The organism is Nocardioides stalactiti (genome assembly GCF_014180715.1).
GTDB classification, from domain to species: domain Bacteria; phylum Actinomycetota; class Actinomycetes; order Propionibacteriales; family Nocardioidaceae; genus Nocardioides; species Nocardioides stalactiti.
In genome coordinates, this window is sequence record NZ_JACEFC010000185.1 from 1 (window position 1) to 5,333 (window position 5,333).

Annotated in this window: 2 rRNA genes; both read right to left on the bottom strand. The window is 55.5% G+C overall.

Annotated features, from left to right (window positions below):
- Positions 1-117: 117 nt before the first annotated feature.
- A 23S ribosomal RNA gene (locus H0487_RS21630) occupies positions 118-3,242 on the bottom strand.
- Between the two features lie 391 nt (positions 3,243-3,633).
- Positions 3,634-5,154 (bottom strand): 16S ribosomal RNA (locus tag H0487_RS21635).
- The 16S and 23S rRNA genes sit together here, the layout of an rRNA operon.
- Positions 5,155-5,333: the final 179 nt, after the last annotated feature.

The following is a 5,333-nucleotide window of genomic DNA, read 5'->3' on the forward strand; positions in this document are numbered from 1 at the left end:
TTGTGGCCCACGTGTGTGGGTGGGGGTTGGATCGTGGACGCGATTTGTAGTGTGTTTACGCTGAAACCCAGCACACAAACGTCAAACCAGTGGTTTGTTGGTTGTGTTGGGGGTTTGTGTGGCAAGTGTTCGGCCTATTAGTACCGGTCGGCTGGGCATTGCTGCTGTACACCTCCGGCCTATCAACCCAATAGTCTGTTGGGGGCCTTACACCCTCAAAGGGGTGGGGAAACCTCATCTTGAAACGTGCTTCCCGCTTAGATGCGTTCAGCGGTTATCACTTCCGAACGTAGCTAACCAGCCCTGCACCTGGCGGTACAACTGGCACACCAGAGGTTCGTCCATCCCGGTCCTCTCGTACTAGGGACAGCCTTTCTCAAGTTTCCTACGCGCGCGGCGGATAGGGACCGAACTGTCTCACGACGTTCTAAACCCAGCTCGCGTGCCGCTTTAATGGGCGAACAGCCCAACCCTTGGGACCTACTCCAGCCCCAGGATGCGACGAGCCGACATCGAGGTGCCAAACCATCCCGTCGATATGGACTCTTGGGGAAGATCAGCCTGTTATCCCCGGGGTACCTTTTATCCGTTGAGCGACACCCCTTCCACATGGTGGTGCCGGATCACTAGTTCCGACTTTCGTCCCTGCTCGACATGTCTGTCTCACAGTCAAGCTCCCTTGTGCACTTACACTCGCCACCTGATTGCCAACCAGGCTGAGGGAACCTTTGAGCGCCTCCGTTACATTTTGGGAGGCAACCGCCCCAGTTAAACTACCCATCAGGCACTGTCCCTGAACCAGATCATGGCCCTAGGTTAGACATCTAGTACGACCAGAGTGGTATTTCAACGTTGACTCCACAACCACTGGCGTGGCCGCTTCACAGTCTCCCACCTATCCTACACAAGCCGAACCAAACACCAATGCCAAACTATAGTAAAGGTCCCGGGGTCTTTCCGTCCTGCCGCGCGTAACGAGCATCTTTACTCGTAGTGCAATTTCGCCGAGTCTATGGTTGAGACAGCGCCCAAGTCGTTACTCCATTCGTGCAGGTCGGAACTTACCCGACAAGGAATTTCGCTACCTTAGGATGGTTATAGTTACCACCGCCGTTTACTGGGGCTTAAATTCTGAGCTTCGCCTTGCGGCTAACCCGTCCTCTTAACCTTCCAGCACCGGGCAGGAGTCAGTCCGTATACATCGTCTTACAACTTCGCACGGACCTGTGTTTTTAGTAAACAGTCGCTTGGGCCTGGTCTCTGCGACCCTTCACGCTTCCCCAGCAAGTGGGTACACGATCCGGGTCCCCCTTCTCCCGAAGTTACGGGGGCATTTTGCCGAGTTCCTTAACCATAGTTATCTCGATCGCCTTGGTATTCTCTACCTGATCACCTGAGTCGGTTTGGGGTACGGGCGGCTCGTGGCTCGCTAGAGGTTTTTCTCGACAGCATAGGATCACCCACTTCCCCCATCAGGGGTCGGCATCACCTCTCAGGCACGACATCAAAGTCAGAACGGCGGATTTGCCTACCGTTCGCCCTACGGGCTTACCCACGGACTACCATCGCCGTGGTTGGGCTACCTTCCTGCGTCACCCCATCGCTTGACTACTACCGGATCGGATCCCGCGCTCCACACGAACGCCTCACCCCGAAGGGATCGGTCAAACGTGCTTCGGGCGGTTAGCATCACCGGGCTCGTCATGGGCGCCACTTCGCCGGTACGGGAATATCAACCCGTTGTCCATCGACTACGCCTGTCGGCCTCGCCTTAGGTCCCGACTTACCCAGGGCAGATTAGCTTGACCCTGGAACCCTTGATCATTCGGCGCACGGGTTTCTCACCCGTGATTCGCTACTCATGCCTGCATTCTCACTCGTGTCACATCCACCACTGGATCACTCCGCGGCTTCACCCGTGACACGACGCTCCCCTACCCATCCACACCCCTGAACCAAGATCAAGTCCGGCTTGGGTTACATGTGAATGCCATGGCTTCGGCGGACGGCTTGAGCCCCGCTACATTGTCGGCGCGGAATCACTTGACCAGTGAGCTATTACGCACTCTTTCAAGGGTGGCTGCTTCCAAGCCAACCTCCTGGTTGTCACTGCGACTCCACATCCTTTTCCACTTAGCCGCCCCTTAGGGGCCTTAGCCGATGGTCTGGGCTGTTTCCCTCTCGACTACGAACCTTATCGCCCGCAGTCTCACTGCCACGCTCTCACTTACCGGCATTCGGAGTTTGGCTAACGTCAGTAACCTTGTAGGGCCCATCGGCTATCCAGTGCTCTACCTCCGGCAAGAAACACGCAACGCTGCACCTAAATGCATTTCGGGGAGAACCAGCTATCACGGAGTTTGATTGGCCTTTCACCCCTATCCACAGGTCATCCCCTCCATTTTCAACTGAAGTGGGTTCGGTCCTCCACGCCGTCTTACCGGCGCTTCAACCTGCCCATGGATAGATCACTCCGCTTCGGGTCTAGAGCGTGCGACTCAATCGCCCTATTCGGACTCGCTTTCGCTACGGCTACCCCACACGGGTTAACCTAGCCACACACCGCTAACTCGCAGGCTCATTCTTCAAAAGGCACGCTGTCACCCCTTACGAGGCTCCAACGGATTGTAGGCGCACGGTTTCAGGTACTATTTCACTCCCCGCCAGGGGTACTTTTCACCTTTCCCTCACGGTACTGGTCCGCTATCGGTCATCGAGAAGTATTTAGGCTTAACGGGTGGTCCCGCCAGATTCACACACCATTCCAGGAGTGGCATGTTACTTGGGAACACACTCAACAGAGTCACACCCTTACGTCTACGGGGCTATCACCCGCTCCGGCACCGCTTTCCAACGGACTTCGACCTCAGATATGATTTCTAACTCTGCGACCCACCGGCAGATGGATCAAGAATGGTCCCACGACCCCCCACCTGCAACCCCTGCCGGGTATCACACAAGTGAGGTTTAGCCTGATCCGATTTCGCTCGCCACTACTCTCGGAATCACTATTGTTTTCTCTTCCTGCGGGTACTGAGATGTTTCACTTCCCCGCGTTCCCTCCACACACCCTATTTTATTCAGGTGCAGGTAACTGGACATAACTCCAGCTGGGTTTCCCCATTCGGACATCCCCGGATCAACGCTCGGTTGCCAACTCCCCAGGGCATATCGCAGGCTCCCACGTCCTTCATCGGCTCTCGATGCCAAGGCATCCACCATGCGCCCTTACCAACTTGCCACACAAACCACCAACACACACAACAAACAAGTGCGCACCGATGGAATGTGCAATGAGCAAAAAATTGATCAAAGACAACAAACAATCAACGATATTAACACTACAAACAACACACACAAGAAACCCCCCACCACCCAAAGGTGATCGAAGGCAAACTCGCGCATGATGCTCGCGTCCACTATCCAATAATCAAACAACCAGAGCCCTACCAGCGCACCCCCACCACCAAGGCAGGAATAGCGTCTGATGCCTCAGACACCCAACAGCGTGCCATACCACTTACTCGCCCACCCACTCCCCAAAGGAAGCTGCAGACCGTCGTTGTGTTCCACTAGTGAACAACCCATACGCAACCAACACATTCGGCTGGCCATCTCGGGTGTGCTCCTTAGAAAGGAGGTGATCCAGCCGCACCTTCCGGTACGGCTACCTTGTTACGACTTCGTCCCAATCGCCAGCCCCACCTTCGACGGCTCCCCCTGTAAACAGTTAGGCCACCGGCTTCGGGTGTTGCCGACTTTCGTGACGTGACGGGCGGTGTGTACAAGGCCCGGGAACGTATTCACCGCAGCGTTGCTGATCTGCGATTACTAGCGACTCCGACTTCATGGGGTCGAGTTGCAGACCCCAATCCGAACTGAGACCGGCTTTTTGGGATTCGCTCCCCCTCACGGGATCGCAGCCCTTTGTACCGGCCATTGTAGCATGCGTGAAGCCCTGGACATAAGGGGCATGATGACTTGACGTCATCCCCACCTTCCTCCGAGTTGACCCCGGCAGTCTCCTATGAGTCCCCACCATTACGTGCTGGCAACATAGAACGAGGGTTGCGCTCGTTGCGGGACTTAACCCAACATCTCACGACACGAGCTGACGACAGCCATGCACCACCTGTACACCAGTATCAAAGAGACCTCTATCTCTAGAGGCTTCCGGTGTATGTCAAACCCAGGTAAGGTTCTTCGCGTTGCATCGAATTAATCCGCATGCTCCGCCGCTTGTGCGGGCCCCCGTCAATTCCTTTGAGTTTTAGCCTTGCGGCCGTACTCCCCAGGCGGGGCGCTTAATGCGTTAGCTACGGCACGGAACCCATGGAATAGGTCCCACACCTAGCGCCCAACGTTTACGGTGTGGACTACCAGGGTATCTAATCCTGTTCGCTCCCCACACTTTCGCTCCTCAGCGTCAGGTAATGCCCAGAGAACCGCCTTCGCCACCGGTGTTCCTCCTGATATCTGCGCATTTCACCGCTACACCAGGAATTCCATTCTCCCCTGCATACCTCAAGTCTGCCCGTATCGAAAGCAAGCACCCAGTTAAGCTGGATGATTTCACTCCCGACGCGACAAACCGCCTACGAGCCCTTTACGCCCAATAATTCCGGACAACGCTCGCACCCTACGTATTACCGCGGCTGCTGGCACGTAGTTGGCCGGTGCTTCTTCTGTAGGTACCGTCACTCTCGCTTCGTCCCTACTGAAAGAGGTTTACAACCCGAAGGCCGTCATCCCTCACGCGGCGTTGCTGGATCAGGCTTCCGCCCATTGTCCAATATTCCCCACTGCTGCCTCCCGTAGGAGTCTGGGCCGTGTCTCAGTCCCAGTGTGACCGGTCACCCTCTCAGGCCGGTTACCCGTCAAAGCCTTGGTAGGCCATTACCCCACCAACAAGCTGATAGGCCGCGAGCACATCCCCAGCCGAAAAAACTTTCCACAACCACCTCATGCGAGGAATTGTCATATCCGGTATTAGACACCCTTTCGAGTGCTTATCCCAGAGCCAGGGGCAGATTACTCACGTGTTACTCACCCGTTCGCCGCTCGTGTACCCCCGAAGGAGCCTTACCGCTCGACTTGCATGTGTTAAGCACGCCGCCAGCGTTCGTCCTGAGCCAGGATCAAACTCTCCATAAGAAAATCCAATCAAAGCCAGACACAAACAAACTAGCTATCGCCAGAATCATTTGCTCTTGCCAAAAACCACAACACCCACACACAAACCAACCAAAGCCGGCCCACATGCAGACGCTGCTAAAACAATCACAACGACATAAATTGCATGACACACTGTTGAGTTCTCAAACATCACACGC